Origin of the sequence: Arenibacter sp. ARW7G5Y1 (genome assembly GCF_003201775.1) — a bacterium.
In the GTDB taxonomy this organism is placed as follows: Bacteria; Bacteroidota; Bacteroidia; order Flavobacteriales; family Flavobacteriaceae; genus Arenibacter.
On record NZ_QJJZ01000014.1, the window covers coordinates 52,409 to 72,403 of the forward strand.

The following is a 19,995-nucleotide window of genomic DNA, read 5'->3' on the forward strand; positions in this document are numbered from 1 at the left end:
TTTGCTAACTAATTACAATCCCCTTAAAGGAAGCCCATTATACTTTTACTTCTTGGAGTAATCGGCATGGATTGCCTTATCAAAGGCCTCCCAATGCTCTGGCTTCATTCTTTCGGGGGTAAAAAGACATATTCCTGTAGCTCCATTCTCCATGGAAGTTCTAATGGCCGTCTCAATTTCAGATGGTAATAGCCCATGATTTTCGGGGTCGTTTTCCTTTGTTTTGTTTTCCGGGTTTGGACATATGAAAAGCCCACTGAAGATAGGCTTTTCCCCGTTTACGGATGCCACTTCTTCCTTGGTTATTTCTCCAACCCATTCCGGACTCTTTAAATAGAAATCGTTATAATTCATTGGATAAAAAGCATCCAAATCCCATTTGTTCCATTCCTGTCTCACCATTTTCATAGCATTGCTAGGGCCTGGAAAAACTGCGGCATTTATTTTTTTGCCTTTTTCATGTACTACCTTGGCCAGGCGATTTACAATGTTCGTGATTAAATCGTATCTAAACTGTTTCCACTCCTGAACTTTGGACGGATCTTCAACCTCTTTTATATCTATGCCCGATTTTTCTTTAAAATCGGATACACATTTATCACAATAACAATAATCGGCTATGGGATATTCCTCGTTCATCACCAGTCCGTATTTATCCCAAAGGCCTTCTGCCAATATTACATCGGGAAAACGGATATAATCCAAATGTATCCCATCCACTTCCTCCACAGCTGCTATATTCCCGTATAATTCGGACAAAAAAGTAAAAGAGCCCTCCTTGTTGGGGCAAAGAAATTTATAATATGATACATAGGCAGGTTTATCATATGCCGATTCGCCATTGCGATTTATTGCATAAAGATCCTGGGGTAATTTAGGGTTGTCACCCTGCACCATTGTAGGTACCCAAGTATGGAATTCCATACCAGCGTCCTTTACCAATTTACCTACCCTCTTATAGGTTTCAGGGTCTTGACCGCCATTGTACATCAGTCCATCGATCCCCTTTTCCTTATAGTCCTTAAAAGTTGCCATCAACTCTTGATCGGTAGCCTCCCCAGGACCACCCGTCCATGCATATACAGGAATTTTAGATTTTTCTGTGCAGGAAATCAAGGTAAAAATAGCTGCTGCCGTTACAAAAAGCTTTTTCATTGGTTTAGTTTATTTATTAATAAAAGTTACTTACACGCTTCAAATGCCATCAAAAAAAAAATGCGGAAACGCTTATTTTGGAATATGGCCCATTAATGACTGAACTTAATAATTTTGTAGCTTCCAAGTTCTAAATCTTAGCTAAGTAACCTCGGAAATAATACAAACAACACTATTATGACATAGTATTGGTACTTCCTGCGGAAATAAAAACAAGGGCACATATATTCCTTTATTTATGTAATCCGGTGCAAAAATGGGCAAAAATCCTATTTAAACCGAAACCATTCAAACATTAAACAACTAATTTAAACCATCCGTTTACAACTCTCCAGACCATAAAAACCAAGCTAAAGATGTACAAATTTTAATAGACAAAATGAAGACTCCATAATTATTTTACATTATTTATACGAATGTGATTTTAAAATACCGTTCCCTTTTCTTAATTTGCGATTACGAATAGCAAATTAAATATGCAAGAGATCACCCGACTTTTTGATTTTCCCTATTATCAATTAGAGAAATTCAACTTAAAACAATCACTGGTTACCAAGTACAATGGAGAATGGGTTGCAACATCTACCCAAGAGTATATAGACAAAGCAAATGCGATAAGCAGGGCTTTGTTGAAACTGGGAGTAAAACCCAATGATAAAATTGCCCTAATTTCCATGACCAACAGAACGGAATGGAATATAATGGACATTGGAATACTGCAGTTAGGTGCACAAAATGTACCTATTTACCCTACCATATCACAAGAAGACTACGAATATGTCCTAAACCATTCAGAGGCCAAATATGTTTTTGTATCCTGTACGGAAGTTTATGACAAGGTTAATGCCGTAAAAAAGAATACCCCACATTTAAAGGATGTTTACTCTTTTGATGTGCTTGATAACTGCAAAAATTGGAGCGAAATTTTAGAACTGGGTGCGGATACCTCCAATCAAAATGAGGTTGAAAAACTCAAAGACGAGGTTAAACCAGATGATTTGGCCACCTTGATCTATACATCAGGGACCACAGGCCGACCTAAAGGTGTGATGCTTACCCATAAAAATGTAGTGTGCAATGCCATAGAAAGTTCCAAACGGCTGCCTATAGATTATGGCAATACCAAATGTTTAAGCTTTTTGCCAGTCTGCCATATCTATGAAAGAATGATGGTGTATCTATATCAATACGCGGGAGTCACCATTTATTTTGCCGAGTCCATGGACAAAATAAGTGAAAATTTAAAAGAATGCGCTCCCCATGTTATGACCGCTGTTCCAAGATTATTGGAAAAAGTATACGATAAAATCATCGCTAAGGGAACGGCACTTACAGGTATTAAAAGAAAATTATTTTTCTGGGCCGTTGAAGTCGGACTAAAATATGAACCATACGGTCAAAACGGTTGGTGGTACGAACAAAAACTTGCGCTAGCCAGAAAATTAATTTTTAGTAAATGGAAGGAGGGCTTGGGAGGTAATCTTTCCCTAATATCCTCAGGTAGCGCCGCATTGCAACCAAGGTTGGCACGTATTTTCAATGCTGCAGAGTTTGGGGTCATGGAGGGTTACGGACTTACTGAAACCTCACCAGTAGTTTCGGTGAACGATATGAGGAATAGTGGATTTAAAATTGGAACCGTAGGGAAATTATTGGATAATACCGAGGTGAAAATTGCCGAAGACGGGGAAATATGTGTTAAAGGTCCCCAAGTAATGTTAGGTTATTACAAGGATCCCGAAAAAACGGCTGAAGTTATTAAGGATGGGTATTTCCATACCGGGGACATTGGTGAAATCGATGCCGATGGATTTCTTAAGATCACGGACCGAAAGAAAGAGATGTTCAAAACCTCGGGCGGTAAATATGTGGCTCCACAACTATTGGAGAACCGCTTTAAACAATCCAGGTTTATAGAACAAATAATGGTTATCGGTGAAGGTGAAAAAATGCCCGCAGCCCTGATACAACCAGATTTTGAATTTTTACGGAATTGGGCCAAAATACACAACGTAGAGGTTGGCGACAATAATAAAATGGTCCTCAATGAAAAGGTAATCGCCAGGTACCAAGAGGAAGTGGATGCTGCGAATGAAAGTTTTGCCAAATGGGAAAAAGTGAAACAATTTAGACTCACACCTGATATATGGAGTATAGAGGAAGGGCATCTAACCCCTACAATGAAATTAAAACGAAAAATAGTTAAGGAGAAATACCTGGATCTCTACAATGACATTTACGAGCATTAGTGGATAGACCAACGTTTAAATTTATAACAGCTTCCGTAACAGGAAGCTTTTATATTTTATAGGTCCTCTAATTTTTTTTAAAATATATTATGCATGCATAATATATTTTCATATATTTGGAGTAACCAACAAAACAGCATGCAAGACATAACAATAGATTACGCGCTCCGAGCTACTTGGCAAGCGGTAACAAAGATGTATAACGAAGAGGCAAGGAAATTTAATAGTACCATGGCCGTAGGTTTTACATTATTGAGCATAGACCCCAAAACGGGCACCCCTTCAACAGCCCTTGGGCCAAAGATGGGTATGGAGGCTACAAGTCTCTCGCGAATATTGAAAAGTATGGAGGAAAAGGGCCTTATAGAACGTAGGCCCAACCCCAATGATGGTAGGGGTGTTCTAATACACCTCACAGCTTTTGGTCTGGAAAAGAGGAAGGATTCAAAAGATGTTGTACTTCGTTTCAACGATGTGGTGAAGGCACATGTACCTGCAGAAAGTCTAAATGCTTTTTTTGAGGTAACGGAGATCATTAACAAATTAATTGCGGAAAAGAAAATTTATTAATAACGTTAAAAAACTAGTTAACACCTTTTTATTGATGAACAAACACATTAAAAAAGTAGCAGTTATTGGTTCGGGTATTATGGGGAGTGGCATAGCTTGTCATTTTGCCAATATAGGCGTGGAGGTATTGCTTTTGGATATTATACCACGGGAACTTAATGATAAAGAAAAAGCCAAGGGCCTTACCTTAGAGGATAAGGTAGTTAGAAATAGATTGGTGAACGATTCCTTGGCCGCAGCATTAAAATCCAAGCCCTCCCCTATTTATCATCAAAAATTTGCCCAGAGAATTTCAACTGGAAATCTCGAGGATGACATTTCCAAGGTTGGCCAGGTAGATTGGATCATTGAAGTGGTGGTAGAACGTCTGGATATTAAAAAAATAGTTTTTGAAAAACTGGACAAACACAGGAAACCAGGTACTTTAATAACTTCCAACACTTCTGGCATACCTATAAAATATATGAGTGAGGGAAGAAGTGAGGATTTTCAAAAACATTTCTGTGGAACCCACTTTTTTAATCCAGCCCGATATTTAAAACTTTTTGAAATAATCCCTGGACCAAAGACTTCTCCCGAAGTTTTAGATTTCCTAAATGGTTATGGGGAGCAGTTTTTGGGCAAGACCTCGGTGATTGCCAAAGACACTCCTGCATTTATTGGCAATAGAATAGGGACCTTCAGTATAATGAGCTTGTTCCATGCCGTAAAGGAAATGGACCTTACCGTAGAAGAAATTGACAAACTTTCAGGACCGGTAATAGGCAGGCCAAAATCGGCCACCTTCCGAACAGTGGATGTGGTGGGCTTGGACACTTTGGTGCATGTGGCCAATGGCGTTGCCGAAAACTGTAAGGAAGATGAGAGACGGGAGCAATTTATACTTCCTGAGTTCATCGGTAAAATGATGGAAAATAAATGGTTCGGAAGTAAAACAGGGCAAGGTTTTTATAAAAAGGAAGGTCGGGAAATTTTGGCCCTGGACCTAAATACCATGGAGTACAGGCCCAGTAAAAAGGCTAGTTTTGCCACTCTTGAACTCACCAAATCCATAGAGAATGTAATAGACCGATTTAAGGTATTGGTGACGGGTAAGGATAAGGCAGGTGCCTTTTACAGAAAAAGTTTTTCTTCATTATTTGAATACGCTTCCAATAGGATTCCAGAAATAACCGGGGAATTATATAAGATAGATGACGCCATGAAAGCAGGTTTCGCCTGGGGACATGGCCCCTTTCAAATTTGGGATGCCATAGGTGTTGAAAAAGGGATCGAAATGATGAAGGCAGAAGGCTTTCAACCGGCCGCCTGGGTTACCGAAATGATATCCACAGGAAATAAATCCTTCTATACCATAAATGACGGGGCCAGTTATTATTACGACATTCCTAAAAAGGCAATGGAAAAAATTCCAGGGCAGGACTCCTTTATCATTTTGGACAATATTAGAAAATCCAATGAGGTATGGAAAAACTCAGGTGTTGTAGTAGAGGATTTGGGGGATGGTATATTAAATGTGGAATTCCAATCCAAAATGAACACTATAGGAGGTGATGTTTTGGCCGGCTTAAATAAGGCCATCGATTTGGCAGAAAAGGATTTCCAAGGGCTGGTTGTGGGCAATCAGGCCCCCAACTTCTCCGTTGGTGCCAATATTGGGATGATATTTATGATGGCCGTAGAACAGGAATATGATGAATTGAACATGGCCATTAAGATGTTCCAGGACACGATGATGCGTATGCGCTATTCATCCATACCTACAATTTCCGCCCCACATGGAATGACCTTGGGCGGTGGTTGCGAATTGTCCCTACATGCCGATAAGGTAGTTGCTGCAGCTGAAACCTATATGGGATTGGTAGAATTTGGTGTTGGGGTAATACCTGGGGGCGGTGGCTCCAAAGAAATGACCTTAAGGGCATCGGATACTTTTAGAAAGAATGATGTTGAACTCAATGTCCTTCAAGAATACTTCCTCACTATTGGAATGGCCAAAGTTTCTACATCCGCCTATGAAGCCTTTGATATGGGAGTACTTGAAAAAGGGAAGGATATAGTGGTCGTAAACAAGGATAGACAAATTGCCACAGCAAAAGGCTATGCCAAGCTAATGGCAGAACAAGGCTACACACAACCTCCAAAAAGAAAAGACGTGAAGGTTCTTGGGAAACAGGCCCTAGGAATGTTTTTGGTTGGAACGGATGCCATGGAAGATAGTAATTATATAAGCGAACACGATCATAAAATAGCCAACAAATTGGCCTATGTAATGGCCGGGGGGGACCTATCCGAGCCGACCTTGGTCACTGAGCAATATCTTTTGGATCTGGAACGGGAAGCCTTCCTTTCCCTATGCACGGAAAGAAAAACCTTGGAACGTATACAGCATATGTTAAAGACAGGGAAGCCGTTACGAAATTAATGCCACTATTATTGAGATTTGAGTATCTAGCAGTTAGAGACCAATGCATATTATTGAGGATTTGAAAATTTGGAAGAAGTCTATGGAATTGACAAAATCTGTTTATCAACTTGTCTCTGAATTGCCGTTAGAAGAGAAATTTGGACTTATTTCCCAAATTAAAAAGGAGTTCAATCCCAATTCCTTCAAACATTGCTGAAGGTACTGGAAGAAATTCAAATAAAGAATTTAAACATTTTTTGAGCATTGCAAATGGTTCGTTATATGAACTGCAAACACAATTAATTTTATTAATAGACTTAAAGATAGTTACAAAAGAAAAAGTACAACCAGTAATTGAAACACGTATTGAAATCCAAAAAATGAACTATTCATTTCAAAGTAAATAATGATTCACAATACTAAAATCTCAATACTCAATACTAAAATAAAATAAAATGAAACAAGCCTTTATAGTAAAAGCATATAGGACCGCAGTAGGTAAAGCCCCCAAAGGCGTATTCCGATTTAAAAGAACGGATGAGTTGGCGGCCGAAACTATAGCGTATATGATGAATGAGTTGCCCCAATTGGACAAAAAGCGAATAGATGATGTAATCGTCGGCAATGCTATGCCAGAAGGTTCCCAAGGCCTTAATATGGCCCGTTTAATTTCCTTAATGGGACTCAATATTGTGGATGTCCCCGGGGTTACGGTCAATAGGTTTTGTTCCTCTGGAATAGAGACTATCGGTATAGCTACCGCAAAGATCCAGGCCGGTATGGCCGATTGTATTATTGCAGGTGGTGCAGAGAGCATGAGTGCGGTTCCAATGACCGGATATAAAACGGAACTCAACTATGACCTGGCCAAGGCAGGACACGAAGATTATTACTGGGGTATGGGAAATACTGCGGAAGCCGTAGCCAAACAATTCAATGTTTCCCGCGAAGACCAAGACGAGTTTGCCTATAATTCGCATATGAAAGCACTTAAGGCACAGGCGGAGGACCGTTTTCAAAGTCAGATCGTACCCATTGATGTTGAACAGATCTACGTGGATGATAATGGAAAAAAGGCCACAAAAAAATATACGGTGACCAAGGATGAGGGGCCACGAAAAGGTACCAGCAAGGAAGCTTTGGCTGGACTTCGACCAGTTTTTGCCGCGGGGGGTAGTGTTACGGCCGGTAATTCTTCGCAGATGAGCGATGGGGCTGCCTTTGTACTGGTAATGAGTGAGGATATGGTAAAGGAATTAAAATTGGAACCTATTGCAAGATTGGTCAACTATGCCGCTGCCGGTGTTGAGCCCAGAATCATGGGTATTGGCCCTGTAAAGGCCATTCCAAAGGCGCTGAAACAAGCCGGTCTTAAGCAAGATGATATTGAATTGATAGAATTGAACGAAGCTTTCGCCTCCCAGTCTTTGGCAGTAATACGCGAACTTGGTTTAAACAATGATATTGTGAATGTAAATGGGGGTGCCATTGCTCTTGGCCACCCATTGGGCTGTACCGGAGCCAAGTTGTCCGTTCAACTTTTTGATGAGATGAGAAAGAGAAATATGAAAGGTAAGTACGGTATGGTAACTATGTGCGTAGGGACTGGCCAGGGGGCAGCAGGGATATATGAATTTTTAAATTAAACAACGTACAGTGTACTGATTGTAGGAATAATTTTTCCAAAACATCTTCCCGATCACAAATGTAAAACTTAACAAGACTAACAATGAGCACAGAAACAACAACAAAAGAAATATTAAGGGGTGGACAGTTCCTTGTAAAGGAAACCAATTGCGAGGATATTTTTACACCGGAGGATTTTTCCGAAGAGCAAAAGATGATGAGGGACTCCGTTATCGAATTCAACGATAGGGAGATTGTGGCCAATAGAAACCGTTTCGAGGCCAAGGATTATGCCCTAACACAGGAGGTAATGACCAAGGCCGGAGAAATGGGCTTTTTGGGAGTTGCGGTTCCTGAGGCGTATGGGGGATTGGGAATGGGCTTTATCTCTACCATGATCGTATGCGAATATATTTCTAGCGGAAGTGGTTCTTTTAGTACCGCCTTTGGTGCACATACCGGTATAGGTACCATGCCCATTACATTGTATGGTACCGAAGCCCAAAAGCAAAAATATGTTCCTAAATTGGCTACTGGTGAATGGTTTGGAGCCTACTGTTTAACAGAACCAGGTGCAGGTAGTGATGCCAATTCGGGTAAGACCACCGCTACCCTTTCCGCAGATGGTAAGAGCTACAAGATCAATGGTCAGAAAATGTGGATATCCAATGCCGGATTCTGCAAATTATTTATTGTTTTTGCAAGAATAGAAAACGACAAAAACATCACTGGGTTTATAGTGGAAAATGACCCAAGTAATGGTATTACCTTAGGGGAAGAGGAACATAAATTGGGCATTCGGGCCTCCTCTACCAGGCAGGTTTTCTTTAACGATACTGTTGTTCCCGCTGAAAACATGCTTTCTGAAAGGGGAAATGGATTTAAAATTGCCATGAACGCCTTAAATATTGGACGTATCAAATTAGCTGCCGCCTGTTTGGATTCCCAAAGGAGAATTACTACCAACGCCCTAAGATATGCTACTGAACGCAAGCAGTTCAAGACGGCCATCGTAGATTTCGGAGCTATAAAATCCAAGTTGGCGGAAATGGCGACCAGTTTGTATGCCGGGGAAGCTGCCTCATACAGAGCGGCCAAAAATATAGAAGATCGGATTGCCATGCGTATTGCGGCTGGTAATAGCCACCAAGAAGCTGAACTTAAAGGTGTGGAAGAATATGCCATTGAATGTTCCATTTTAAAAGTTGCTGTATCCGAAGATGTGCAGAACTGCTCGGACGAGGGTATACAAATCTTTGGAGGTATGGGCTTTTCGGAAGAAACTCCAATGGAAGCCGCTTGGAGAGATGCGCGTATAGCCAGGATATATGAAGGTACCAATGAAATAAACAGAATGTTATCGGTTGGCCTGTTGGTCAAGAAAGCAATGAAAGGGCATGTAGACCTTTTGGGTCCGGCTACTGCCGTAGGAAATGAACTAATGGGCATTCCCTCTTTTGACACCCCTGACTATTCAGAATTGTTGTCCGAAGAAAAGGAAATGGTTGCAAAACTTAAGAAAGTATTCTTAATGGTGGCCGGTTCTGCAGTCCAAAAATATGGACCTGCCCTAGATGAACATCAAATGCTGCTGTTGGCCGCATCCAATATTTTAATCGAGATTTATTTGGCCGAATCTGCAATCCTAAGAACGGAGAAAAATGCAAAACGATTTGGGGAAGCAGCTCAAAAAGAACAAATTGCCATGTCCAAACTGTACTTGTACAATGCAGTGGACACAGTAATAAAAAATGGCAAGGAAGCCATTGTTTCAATGGCTGAAGGCGATGAGCAACGTATGATGCTTATGGGACTCAAGCGTTTTACAAAATATACCAACCAACCCAACGTGGTTGAACTTCGGAATATCATTGCCGATAAGCTTAAGGCTGAAAACAAGTATTGTTTTTAGTGAAGATAGACTAACTCAAGCTCATGCTTCGTAATGAAGCAAAAACGAAGAACCGCTCCCAAAAGAGCGGTTCTTCTGTTTGTTGTTTGCTACCCCACATTCTTTTATGCTTCTCCCCCATCCCTTCCTACAGAAAATTATCGTAAGGATTTACCAATACCTTCCCCGGCATACTTCCCTATTTTGATAGTTTTATCAAATTAAAAACCCTATACCTATTGGGTTAAATTATTACTCAAATAAATCAACCTATTACTATAGAACCCAATACCTTGAGGGTTATGGAAAATATGGATGTTTTTGTAATAGGTAGTGGCAGTGCCGGCCAAAAAGTTGCACAAACCTGTGCCAAGGGTGGTTTAAAAGTTGCCATTGCCGATAATCGCGAATATGGCGGTACTTGTGGTAACAGGGGCTGTATTCCTAAAAAAATACTTTTAGCCCCCTCCGAAACCTATGAACTGGCCGGTAACTTAATAGGAAAAGGTATTTCCGCCAAGCCGAAATTGGATTGGAGGACACTGCAGAAATTTAAACGCGAATTTACCCAACCAGTTCCAAAATCCACTGAAAAGGAATTGGAAAAGCTGGGAATTGAAATGTACCATCAATCACCCAAATTTTTAGGAGAACAGACCTTATCCGTCGAAGGAAAAATCCTAAAAGCCAATAAAATAGTTATAGCAACAGGACAAATACCAAGAAACCTTACCTTCAAAGGAGCGGAATTCCTTAAAAACAGTGACGATTTTCTACGGCTGGAGAAACTGCCAAAGTCTATGGTCTTTATTGGTGGAGGCTATATAGCCATGGAGTTTGCCCATATGGCCGCAAGGGCAGGAAGTAAAATAACCATCATTGAGCATGGAGGAAACATACTAAAAGTCTTTGACAGGGACATGGTACGCCATCTTAGGAAAGTTTCCGAAGACCTGGGGATAGAAATTATATATAATGGGGAAATACTACAGCTGGAGAAACTGAAAAAAAATCTTCGCATCCAATATACCCAGGACGGAGAAAAAAAGTCGCTCAAAACAGGTGTCGTATTCAATACTGCCGGAAGGGTTCCTGCCATAAACTCCTTGGACCTGGAAAAAGGCAAGGTATCCTATTCCAATAAGGGCATATTCGTAAATGGATACCTACAAAACACTGAGAATCCAAATGTATACGCCTGCGGTGACGTATCGGACCATGGTCTGCCCCTTACCCCCTTATCGGGCTTGGAGGGTGCCATTGTAGCAGAAAATATACTTTATGGCAATTCAAAAAAGATAAAAACATCAGTAATCCCATCGGCGGTCTTCACCTTGCCAAATTTGGCATCGGTGGGCGTATCGGAAGAAGAGGCCAAAAGTAGATATAAGTCGGTAACGATCAATTATAAATCTGTTCCGGAATGGTATAACGCCAAAAGAATAAATACGTCGGCATATGCCTATAAAATTATAATCAACGACCGAACCAAACAAGTCGTTGGGGCACACCTTTTATCACCACACGCTGCGGAAACGATCAACTTATTCGCCCTGGCCATAAACCAGCAAATGACAACGGAAGACTTAAAAAGCATGATTTTCACCTTCCCATCCTGGGCCAGCGATATAAAAAGCATGATATAATATATGGCCAAAGAGACAAATAGTGATAAATTCAAGTTGCAACATCTACCCTCCTTAATAGTAGATACCTTTAAAGCTTGGAATGCAGATGACCCTTTTCGGCTGAGTGCCGTAGTGGCCTATTATGCCATACTTTCCTTACCAGGGCTGTTGGTCATTATCATTAATCTGGTAGGTTCCATATGGGGCATAGAGATTGTGCAGGGTGAACTCACAAATGAGATTTCCAAGGCCTTGGGCAGGGATGCCGCCGAATCCATACAAACCATGATGTTGGAAACCCAAAACGGGAACAAAAGTACCATTGCGAATATTTTAGGCTTTGCTACCATAATTTTTGGTGCCACTGGTGTTTTTTACCATTTACAACTTTCACTGAATCAGATTTGGCAAATTAAACCAGACCCCGATTCAAACTTTATGAAGATGCTCATTGACAGGGCCAGAAGTTTCGCCTTTATATTGGTAATCGGTTTTTTATTATTGGTCAGTTTTTTAGTGACTGCAGCAATTTCGGCTCTTAACGGTTACATCCGAAGCGTGCTGCCCGATTTTATACTATATATAGCCTTTATCCTGGATTTTTTAGTTTCAATAGGCATCGTGACAATTCTTTTTGCTCTAATTTTTAGATTTTTACCCGACACAAAAATACGGTGGAAGACCGTTTGGATCGGGGCACTTATTACCGCTGTACTTTTTGTTTTTGGCAAATTTTTATTGGGACTTTATTTTGGAGAGGCAGATCCAGGTTCTACTTATGGTGCGGCCGGCACTGTAGTACTAATGCTACTATGGGTTTCGTATTCCTGTTTAATTCTGTTTTTTGGGGCAGAATTTACATGGGTCTATGCCAATCGTTATGGCCTGGGTATTAAGTCCAGTTCCAAAAAAAATAACAATAAACAAGAAATAGGGAGTGCGTAAGGCACTCAGGGGAACATTTTTGTCTCATCACCTACATTGGGCAGAAAGGATGCTTTTTTTTTGAAACTTCTATTTTGTAGTGGATTGGTAGTCTTATCCAGAAAGAATGATAGTACCGGTTATAACTATAAAGAATGTGGAAAATTTGTGGGTCCATTCTCCATACACTTTTTCCCGATAGATGTATCCAAAGTTTTATTGGGTTAATTTTCCAATCAATAGCCCACGTCTTTCTTTATAAATTCATCTAAATTTAAGTGGTTTTAGTATTTATTAGAAAAATCAGGATCAAGGTTATGACAGCACTTTAAAAAAAATTCCTTGATCGGTAAACAATCAATTAAAATTGAAGTTATGAATCCAATACGTATTTTTTTGGCAGATGATGATCAAGATGATCGCGAAATTTTCTTGGACGCTTTGGCAGAATTACCCATTAAAACTTCGATAAAACAGTTTGAAAACGGTGTGGATTTGATGGCAGAACTGTATTCCGAAAGTCCCTTGCCCAATATCATTTTTTTAGACCTTCGGATGCCGCTTATGGATGGATTTGAATGTCTGGCGGATATCCGGAACATCCCCGAATATTCAAAAATAAAAGTAATCATTTATTCTACATCCTATAACCAAAACGAGGTAGACCAATTGAAGGAAGCCGGTGCCAATCAATATTTAAAGAAACCCAATTCATTCAATCAACTGAAGACCTTATTATATAAATCTATCAGACCCTTAAAAAATGAAAACACCAGGCTTGATGACGTCTTTCAATTTACCATGCTAGTTTAACACAAAAGATCAACTAGCCTTAATTTTAAGTATATGCATGCAAAAATAGTGTTGGAAGATTTCCATTTTAATATTGTAAAGCCCTATTACTCGGCAGGTAGATATATATCAAAAGTGGCACCCTTGCCCACTTGGCTTTTGGCCGTAATTATTCCATTGTGATTTTCTACAATTCGCTTTATTATAGCTAGACCAATACCGGTCCCAGGATATTCTGTACGTCCGTGGAGACGCTGGAACAATTCAAAAATCTTTTCGCTGTATTCCTGATCAAAACCTATCCCATTATCGGTAAATATAATGTGGCAGTAGTTTTTGTCCTTCCGAATATTTTCACCATCCAGTACTTGGCCATTAACGAACTCATTTTTTATTGTTATCCTTACAGCCTTCCCTGGACTTGAAAACTTTAAGGAATTACTTATAAGATTATAAAAGAGTTGCTTAAATTGAAATGGAATAATTTTCACCTCACAGGTCATATCCGTGTCAATTACGGCATTTTTTTGTAAGAGTTCCTCACTAAGTTCTTGTTTCACTTCCTCAATAATAAGATTCAGATTGGTCTTTTCAAAATCGCCTTCCAAATTGTGGGTGCGGGAATAGGCCAACAAATCTTCGATAAGCGATTGCATCCGCTCCGCGGACAACTGCATCCTTTTAAATAGATATTTTCCATTTTCGGAAAGGGTATCCTTATCCTTTTCGATGATTCTGGAAGCAAAGGTCTGTATTTTCCTTAAAGGCTCTTGTAAGTCATGGCTCGATATATACGCAAAGGATTGGAGTTCCTTGTTCATTTTCTGCAGTTCAATGTTCTTTTCCTCCAGCTCGGCTCGCTTTTCCTTAAGCGCGTCATCCGATTCTTTCTTAACGGTAAGGTCATGGGTTACTTTGGAATATCCTATTAATTCATTGAATTCATTATGTACTGCAGTAATTACCACACTGGCCCAGAATAATTTTTTATCCTTCCTTACGCGCCATCCTTCCTGTACTGCTTTGCCGTTTCTGGCAGCCATTCCCAACAACCTTTTGGGAAGTCCGCTTTTTTTATCTTCCTCTGTGTAAAAATTGGAAAAATCCTTACCTATAATCTCTTCGGCCTTATACCCCTTAATTTTTTCTGCTCCCGTATTCCAGTTCTCCACAATTCCTTCCGGGTTCAAGTAAAGAATGGCGTAGTCCTGTACCTCTTCCACCATGAGGTGATAGCGCTGTTCACTTTTCTTGAGCGACTCGTTTAATTCTACCAGCTCTGCTGTACGCTCCTGAACCTTTTTTTCCAATTCGTCAAGGAAAATTTTCTGTTCCTGTATATCGGTACTACTCCCCACCCACATTTGTATTATTCCGCCATCATTGCGCTGTGGTTTTGCACGGCTCAACTGCCATCGATATTCACCATCATGTCTTCGAAAGCGATGCTCCAATAAAAAATCCTTTCCTGTTGCGATAGAATCCTCCCAGGTCTTAAAATTCTTTATCCTGTCATCCGGATGCACCATCTGCAACCATCCCCTATTGATCAATTGATCCTGTGACAATCCGGAAAACTCAAAAACCGATTGGTTAAAGTAATTCAAATTGCCATCTGGATCTGCAGTCCATACGAATTGGGGAAGTGAGTCCGCCAGTAGTCGGAATTTTTTTTCACTTTCCTCTAATCTCTTGCGGGCAATTACTTGGTCTGTAACTTCAATGCCCAAAGCCATTATTCCTTCTATTTTCCCTGTAGTATCCAAAAGTGGTTCGAAACCAAAATTTAGATATGCCATATGCAATTTCCCTTTCCTCATGATTTGCACAGGAAATTCCAAGGTAGAAAAAGATTTGCCTGTACTATAAACCCCGTCCAACAACTCTTTAATACCTTGCGACTTTAATTCTGGCATTACTTCCAAAATTGGTTGTCCCAATACTTCGCTTTCTTTTCTTCCCCACATTTCCAAGGCAAGGGAATTGGCCAATTCAGTTAGATGATCCTTGCCTTGGAATATAGCTATCGATACAGGTGCTTGGGCTATCATGGTGCGAAGCCTTTGTTCACTTTCTTCCAATTCTTTTTTCGCAATTACGGTTTCGGTAGTCTCTGTGCAGGTAACGACCACACCACTTACATTGCCAAAATCATCAAATGCGGCACTATAGCAGAAAGTCCAATATATCTCCTCCATGCTTCCATTTCGATAAAATGGCACCAATTGGTCACTAAAGGAAATAGGTTTAGCGGTAGTGACTACTTTATGGATCAAGGGGCCAATGAACTCCCAAATCTCCGGCCAAACTTCCTTGCCCTTTTTTCCAATTGCAGGATGCTTTCCTTCATTTCCTAAACTTGGCCTGTACGCATCATTATAAAAGCAGATAAGGTCATCGCCCCAAAAGAGAAACATAGGATAGGATGAATGCAAAATAATGGCTAAGGTAGTACGTAAACTAACAGGCCAATTGCCTATATGTCCCAGGCTCGTATTGCCCCAGTCCATTTCCCTGATAAGATCTCCCATTTGGCCCCCATTCTCAAGGAACTTGAGATCATTTGCTTTATAGGTTGAATTCAGTTTCATTTACTTGACGCTTGTATCACAAATTCTTCTCTGGAAGATTGCATATCCTTTGTTTGTTGGATCAATTCAATTGTCCTGTTGATTACTGATTTAAGATCAGAAAAATCCGCTGGTTTGCGAATATAGTATTGTGCTCCCTTGGCATACAATTGGTCCATGACATCAATATTGGAAGAAGTGGAATAGATTATTACAGGCAAATGTCTAAATTTTGCACTTCGTTTTATTTCGGTTAAACACTCCGCTCCCGATTTCAGGGGCATATTCAAATCTAGAAATAATACTTGTGGCAGATTGCTCAAATTATTTTCAAGAAAATCCATTAGCGCTACCCCATTGTTAACCGTTTTCAAAGTTGCGCACAAAGCTAGCTCGTCCAAAGCTTCCTTAAAAAACATGCAATCGTCTTCATCATCGTCTGCAAGAAGTATTTGAAAATCCCTATGGTCCACGTCTTATTGATTTAGAAATTGAAATTAACATTTACCTCTTTTAATCCAATTAGGTAAAAATAAACAAAAATAATCGCCAATTGAATTTCCACTGAAATTGTTTATAAAAGGGCCTATTCCCAGGATTATTCCGGACAGGGTTTATAGGCATCCCATTATTTTTGGCTTATCTTCCTTGCATATATACGGAAAGGCTTATACCTTTAAAAACAAATGGGCGGTTAACACAAGTTTCAATTAGTTATGGCATTGCCAAGCACCACTCACTGTACTTTAGAATGCCATATGAACAATTACAAAGTCAAAAACCTATCTCCCCATAGCTTTATTGTTATACTTTCCATCTTACATGCCCTTTTGACTTTTGGCTCATTGTTTTTTGCTAGTGTCGTCCTTATCAAGTCCGATAGTATTTTTCTGGAATTTAGTACCGACAAACGTATTTTTATTTACATAGTGCCCATGGTGTCCATGATCAGTTATTTTGGAAGCAATCTGTTCTATAATACACAACTGGCCAACATAACCAAAAACAAGTCACTAAATGAAAAATTGATGCTTTATCTACAGGCATGCGCGCTAAGATATGCGTTTGTAGTGGCCGCAGTAATAATGGGCACTATAGCTTTTGGGGCATACAACCATATTTTTTATCTGGTCATCTCCTTACTTTTACTTCTATATCTTTTTAAGCTAAGACCTACCAAATACAGGGTAATGGCCGATTTGGAATTAAACTTGGAGGACCAACAATACTTTCAAAAAGTGAAGGAGGAGATAAAATAAAATTGGTCGTTACCAATATCTTGGTATATTCAACACATATAAAATGGACTCCAAAGACAAAAAATATAAGGATATAGATACTATAATCATCGGTTCTGGTGCCGGCGGACTGTCTGCCGCCATTTGTCTGTCCAAAGCAGGTCAACGGGTAATGGTCTTGGAACAGCACGATGTCCCCGGCGGTTGGTGCCATAGCTTCTATTTAAACGGCCACCGTTTTTCTCCAGGAGTACATTATATTGGCCTGCTAGGGGAAGGAGAATCAACAAGGATCCTATATGAAGGGTTGGGGATTGCCAATGACCTGGTTTTTTTTAGAATGAATCCCAAGGGATATGAACACTGCTTTATTGGAGAGGAAAGAATTGATCTGCCAGGCAATATAAATGAATTGAGTACTACACTAGGGCTAAGGTTCCCTAAGGAAAAAAAACGCATCGATCATTATTTGAAGTTGGTCAGGAATGTTTCCCGACAAATACAACTGATTCCCAAGATCAGTGGCTTTTGGGATAATATTACCATCCCTTTTAGAACCAAGCACATGGGCAAATATGCACTTTTCAGCCTGAAGCGTGTTATCAACTGGCATATTAAAGACCCCCTATTGCAAAAAGTTCTCAATATACAATGGGGAGACCACGGATTGGCTCCTTCGCGGGCAAGCTTTCCCTTGCACTGCGCTGTTATGGACCATTATTTTAACGGGGGATACTACCCTATGGGTGGCGGAGCCGCCATAGTAAAGGCCATGACCAAGACGCTTCAAAAAAATGGTGGTACCATACGTACTGGAACAGCGGTAAAAAGCATTATTTTGGAAGGGGATAAAAAGAGGAAAGCCATAGGGGTGGAATTGGAAAATGGGGAGAAACTATATGCATCCAGGATTATTTCCAATGCTGATCCTGGAATTACCTATTTAAAATTGGTAAAAGAACAAAACCTAAGTAAAAAACTTCTTAAAAAACTAAAGAAAACAAAGTATTCCTGTAGCTCGTTAATGCTTTTTCTTACCGTGGATATGGATGTTCGAAAATTAGGAATGGATTCAGGCAATATATGGTTGATGGACAACAGGGATATGGACTTAATTTACGAGGAGATGACCGCAGTGGATATCAGTGGTGGAAACGTATTTCCAGGTTTGTTCATTAGCTGCACTACCCTAAAAGACCCTACAAGTTTCGATGGAAAACACCATTCCCTCGAAGTCATTACCTATATCAATCCAGATGCTTTCTCAAAATTCAACAATGAGCACAAACAACGATCCAAAGAATATTTGGAATTTAAGGAAATCCTGACCTCCAAAATGATAAATACCCTAGAAAGTGCCCTACCCGGCATTAAAGACCATATTGTTCATAAGGAACTGGGAACCCCAGTCACCAATAAGCACTATTTAAATGCAACCAGGGGCAGTGTATACGGTACAGAAAAAAGTTTTGGACAGATAGGTCCCTTTGCTTTTAAAGCCAAGAGTGAAATTAAAAATTTGTATATGTGCGGTGCAAGTATTCAATCCCACGGAGTGGCAGGCTCTAGTTACTCCGGGGTCCAAACAGCGGCCACCATACTAAATTGCAGGCAAGATGACTTAATAAAACCAGATGATTTCCAAAATATTAGAATCTTTGAAGCGGAAGACAATTCCAATTATCCAATAGATATCCAACAAAAAATAAATTTGAGAAAAGCTCGATTGCTATCAAAGGAAAGAAAATCAGTAAAAAATCAACTCTAATCCAATTATTAATCTTTTTATTAATAACTTTTATCCATATGAAAACCCTAAAATTATCCATTGCCCTTTTGGTACTGACCATAGTTACCGTTAATAGTAGTTTTTCCCAGGATTGGCCCAATCTGGAACATTTCTCCAAAGACAATAAAGCAATAGGCCAAGCCACTGCTGAAGAAAATCGCGTAGTATTTATGGGCAATTCCATTACCATTGGATGGATAAAAACCAGACCGGATTTCTTTAAGGGCAAACCCTATATCAATAGAGGTATTAGCGGACAGACAACCCCCCAAATGCTCCTACGCTTTAGACAGGATGTAATCGATTTAAAGCCTAAAGTTGTCGTGATTTTGGCCGGTACCAACGACATAGCAGGAAATACAGGACCTTCTAGCCTGAAAATGATTGTGGACAATATTAAATCGATGGCCGAACTGGCCCGATCCAATGGAATTAAAGTTATTGTCTCCTCCGTCCTCCCAGCTTTCGATTACCCTTGGAGACCAGGATTAAAACCCAATGAAAAAATCCCTGCATTAAACTCCCTGTTAAAGGAATATACCGAAGCAAATGGCCATATCTATCTGGACTATTTTACTGCCATGGCCGATAGCAGAAACGGGCTTCCCAAAAAATATGCAGAAGATGGGGTACATCCTACTGCAGCGGGTTATGCCGTAATGGAATCAATGGTGGAAGCAGCAATCAAGAAGGCGTTGCAATAGCCATGGACTATGCGCCCTATACCTCCTAAATAACTAGTGTACTGTAGTATTTTTCACCTAAGTTGTATTCAACAATGGGGAAGCTACTTTTCATAATCCTGTTTGTAAGTGGTTTTGGGCTCACGCACAAGATATTTTTGAGGTAAAGGGGCTGGGTATAACCGCATCCAATCACAATGGTGTTGCCGAATGGGCACGGTTTGTTGACAAAGAGTTGGGTCCAAACGGGATTAACCCGCTAATACATCGGGTAGATTTTAATCATACCTACAAACCAAGACCGAAATTAAAGGGCAACCACCCATTGTCCAACCAACATATAAAGGAATCGGAGGGCAGAACCCAAATTAAATTTTGGTATATAAAATCATTCGCCAAAAGGGATATACATTCAATATTGTGAACAATGTCACCCATTAAAATGCCTTATTGGGAGATATATTTCTAATTTT

At 40.0% G+C, this 19,995-nt stretch carries 14 protein-coding genes and 1 pseudogene; 12 read left to right on the forward strand and 3 right to left on the reverse strand.

Annotated features, from left to right (window positions below; all coding sequences use genetic code 11):
• Positions 1 to 45: 45 nt before the first annotated feature.
• Positions 46 to 1,155 (reverse strand): hypothetical protein, encoded by a 1,110-nt coding sequence (locus C7972_RS18020; protein WP_110357560.1) that lies wholly within the window; start codon positions 1,153 to 1,155, stop codon positions 46 to 48.
• Between the two features lie 476 nt (positions 1,156 to 1,631).
• Here C7972_RS18020 and C7972_RS18025 point away from each other — a divergent pair, with 476 nt between their 5' ends.
• The 9 genes and pseudogenes from C7972_RS18025 to C7972_RS18065 all read left to right on the forward strand — a co-directional run bounded on the left by C7972_RS18025 (position 1,632) and on the right by C7972_RS18065 (position 13,263).
• The gene (locus C7972_RS18025) at positions 1,632 to 3,404 is read left to right on the forward strand and encodes a long-chain fatty acid--CoA ligase (protein WP_110357561.1); all 1,773 of its coding nucleotides are present in this window, start codon (positions 1,632 to 1,634) and stop codon (positions 3,402 to 3,404) included.
• 138 nt (positions 3,405 to 3,542) lie between these two features.
• A complete protein-coding gene (locus C7972_RS18030; RefSeq protein WP_110357651.1) occupies positions 3,543 to 3,974 on the forward strand; it encodes a MarR family winged helix-turn-helix transcriptional regulator in 432 nt (143 codons plus the stop codon).
• 34 nt (positions 3,975 to 4,008) lie between these two features.
• Complete coding sequence (locus C7972_RS18035) at positions 4,009 to 6,399, forward strand: 3-hydroxyacyl-CoA dehydrogenase/enoyl-CoA hydratase family protein (RefSeq protein ID WP_110357562.1); 2,391 nt, start codon at positions 4,009 to 4,011, stop codon at positions 6,397 to 6,399.
• A gap of 43 nt (positions 6,400 to 6,442) precedes the next feature.
• Positions 6,443 to 6,788: pseudogene (locus tag C7972_RS18040) on the forward strand (four helix bundle protein).
• A 48-nt stretch (positions 6,789 to 6,836) separates the two neighbouring features.
• Positions 6,837 to 8,027 (forward strand): acetyl-CoA C-acyltransferase, encoded by a 1,191-nt coding sequence (locus tag C7972_RS18045; protein ID WP_110357563.1) that lies wholly within the window; start codon positions 6,837 to 6,839, stop codon positions 8,025 to 8,027.
• A gap of 83 nt (positions 8,028 to 8,110) precedes the next feature.
• Positions 8,111 to 9,919, forward strand: a complete 1,809-nt coding sequence (locus C7972_RS18050; RefSeq protein WP_110357564.1) for an acyl-CoA dehydrogenase family protein — start codon at positions 8,111 to 8,113, stop codon at positions 9,917 to 9,919.
• Between the two features lie 281 nt (positions 9,920 to 10,200).
• Positions 10,201 to 11,544, forward strand: a complete 1,344-nt coding sequence (locus C7972_RS18055) for an NAD(P)/FAD-dependent oxidoreductase (protein WP_110357565.1) — start codon at positions 10,201 to 10,203, stop codon at positions 11,542 to 11,544.
• 3 nt (positions 11,545 to 11,547) lie between these two features.
• Positions 11,548 to 12,471, forward strand: coding sequence for a YihY/virulence factor BrkB family protein (locus C7972_RS18060; protein ID WP_110357566.1), 924 nt, complete (start codon positions 11,548 to 11,550; stop codon positions 12,469 to 12,471).
• A gap of 354 nt (positions 12,472 to 12,825) precedes the next feature.
• A complete protein-coding gene (locus tag C7972_RS18065; protein ID WP_110357567.1) occupies positions 12,826 to 13,263 on the forward strand; it encodes a response regulator in 438 nt (145 codons plus the stop codon).
• 86 nt (positions 13,264 to 13,349) lie between these two features.
• On the opposite strand, the gene C7972_RS18070 is transcribed toward C7972_RS18065, so the two are convergent.
• Positions 13,350 to 15,833: a PAS domain S-box protein gene (locus tag C7972_RS18070; protein ID WP_110357568.1), complete on the reverse strand. Its 2,484-nt coding sequence runs from the start codon at positions 15,831 to 15,833 to the stop codon at positions 13,350 to 13,352.
• A complete protein-coding gene (locus C7972_RS18075) occupies positions 15,830 to 16,285 on the reverse strand; it encodes a response regulator (protein ID WP_220020927.1) in 456 nt (151 codons plus the stop codon). The genes C7972_RS18070 and C7972_RS18075 overlap by 4 nt, the downstream gene beginning before the upstream one ends.
• Positions 16,286 to 16,570: 285 nt before the next feature.
• Here C7972_RS18075 and C7972_RS18080 point away from each other — a divergent pair, with 285 nt between their 5' ends.
• The 3 genes from C7972_RS18080 to C7972_RS18090 are packed head-to-tail and all read left to right on the forward strand — an operon-like array spanning position 16,571 to position 19,543.
• Positions 16,571 to 17,071 (forward strand): hypothetical protein, encoded by a 501-nt coding sequence (locus tag C7972_RS18080; protein WP_110357569.1) that lies wholly within the window; start codon positions 16,571 to 16,573, stop codon positions 17,069 to 17,071.
• Positions 17,072 to 17,114: 43 nt separating this feature from the next.
• Positions 17,115 to 18,818, forward strand: coding sequence for an NAD(P)/FAD-dependent oxidoreductase (locus C7972_RS18085; RefSeq protein WP_110357570.1), 1,704 nt, complete (start codon positions 17,115 to 17,117; stop codon positions 18,816 to 18,818).
• A gap of 38 nt (positions 18,819 to 18,856) precedes the next feature.
• On the forward strand, positions 18,857 to 19,543 hold the full coding sequence (locus C7972_RS18090; protein ID WP_110357571.1) for an SGNH/GDSL hydrolase family protein: 687 nt from the start codon (positions 18,857 to 18,859) through the stop codon (positions 19,541 to 19,543).
• Positions 19,544 to 19,995 lie beyond the last annotated feature (452 nt).

What these genes read in the sequence shown, in the direction of transcription:
- C7972_RS18080 (WP_110357569.1), top strand. Translation starts at nt 16,571, where the DNA reads ATGAACAATTACAAAGTCAAAAACCTATCTCCCCATAGCTTTATTGTT.
- C7972_RS18035 (WP_110357562.1), top strand. Translation starts at nt 4,009, where the DNA reads ATGAACAAACACATTAAAAAAGTAGCAGTTATTGGTTCGGGTATTATG.
- C7972_RS18030 (WP_110357651.1), top strand. Translation starts at nt 3,543, where the DNA reads ATGCAAGACATAACAATAGATTACGCGCTCCGAGCTACTTGGCAAGCG.
- C7972_RS18060 (WP_110357566.1), top strand. Translation starts at nt 11,548, where the DNA reads ATGGCCAAAGAGACAAATAGTGATAAATTCAAGTTGCAACATCTACCC.
- C7972_RS18065 (WP_110357567.1), top strand. Translation starts at nt 12,826, where the DNA reads ATGAATCCAATACGTATTTTTTTGGCAGATGATGATCAAGATGATCGC.
- C7972_RS18070 (WP_110357568.1), bottom strand. Translation starts at nt 15,833, where the DNA reads ATGAAACTGAATTCAACCTATAAAGCAAATGATCTCAAGTTCCTTGAG.
- C7972_RS18055 (WP_110357565.1), top strand. Translation starts at nt 10,201, where the DNA reads ATGGAAAATATGGATGTTTTTGTAATAGGTAGTGGCAGTGCCGGCCAA.
- C7972_RS18025 (WP_110357561.1), top strand. Translation starts at nt 1,632, where the DNA reads ATGCAAGAGATCACCCGACTTTTTGATTTTCCCTATTATCAATTAGAG.
- C7972_RS18020 (WP_110357560.1), bottom strand. Translation starts at nt 1,155, where the DNA reads ATGAAAAAGCTTTTTGTAACGGCAGCAGCTATTTTTACCTTGATTTCC.
- C7972_RS18090 (WP_110357571.1), top strand. Translation starts at nt 18,857, where the DNA reads ATGAAAACCCTAAAATTATCCATTGCCCTTTTGGTACTGACCATAGTT.
- C7972_RS18045 (WP_110357563.1), top strand. Translation starts at nt 6,837, where the DNA reads ATGAAACAAGCCTTTATAGTAAAAGCATATAGGACCGCAGTAGGTAAA.
- C7972_RS18085 (WP_110357570.1), top strand. Translation starts at nt 17,115, where the DNA reads ATGGACTCCAAAGACAAAAAATATAAGGATATAGATACTATAATCATC.
- C7972_RS18050 (WP_110357564.1), top strand. Translation starts at nt 8,111, where the DNA reads ATGAGCACAGAAACAACAACAAAAGAAATATTAAGGGGTGGACAGTTC.